Source organism: Pseudomonas sp. QS1027, assembly GCF_002814235.1.
Lineage (GTDB): Bacteria > Pseudomonadota > Gammaproteobacteria > Pseudomonadales > Pseudomonadaceae > Aquipseudomonas.
This window is the reverse complement of record NZ_PHSU01000064.1, coordinates 1-800: the sequence shown is the minus strand read 5'-3', so window position 1 is coordinate 800 and position 800 is coordinate 1. Positions and strand designations below refer to the sequence as shown.

Below are 800 nucleotides of genomic sequence, written 5' to 3'. Positions count from 1 at the left end.
TTCAAGTACGACTGGGCCTGGCAGAAGTACCTCGACGGCTGCGCGAACCACTGGATGCCGCAAGAAGTCAACATGACCGCCGACATCGCCCTCTGGAAAGACCCGGAAGGCCTGACCGACGACGAACGCCGCATCGTCATGCGCAACCTCGGTTTCTTCTCCACCGCCGACTCCCTGGTGGCGAACAACCTGGTGCTGGCCGTCTACCGCCTGATCACCAACCCCGAGTGCCGCCAGTACATCCTGCGCCAGGCCTTCGAAGAAGCGATCCATACCCACGCCTACCAGTACTGCATCGAATCGTTGGCCATGGATGAAGGCGAGATCTTCAACATGTACCACGAGATTCCTTCCGTGGCGAAAAAGGCCACCTGGGGCCTGAAGTACACCCGTTCGATCTCCGACCCGGAATTCAAGACCGGCACCGTCGAGACCGACAAGGAACTGCTGCGCAACCTGATCGCCTACTATTGCGTGCTGGAAGGGATCTTCTTCTACTGCGGCTTCACCCAGATTTTGTCCATGGGTCGCCGCAACAAGATGACCGGCGTGGCCGAGCAGTTCCAGTACATCCTGCGGGATGAATCCATGCACCTGAACTTCGGCATCGACGTGATCAACCAGATCAAGATCGAGAACCCGCACCTGTGGGATACCGAGATGAAGGAAGAAGCCACCCAGATGATCCTGCAGGGCACCCAGCTGGAAATCGAATACGCCCGCGACACCATGCCGCGCGGCGTACTGGGCATGAACGCGGCGATGATGGAGGACTACCTCAAGTTCATCGCCAACCGTCG

At 58.8% G+C, this 800-nt stretch carries 1 protein-coding gene; it reads left to right on the top strand.

Annotated features, from left to right (window positions below; translation table 11 throughout):
• On the top strand, positions 1-800 hold an 800-nt coding region (locus CWE01_RS33150), incomplete at both ends, for a ribonucleotide-diphosphate reductase subunit beta (protein WP_100944759.1).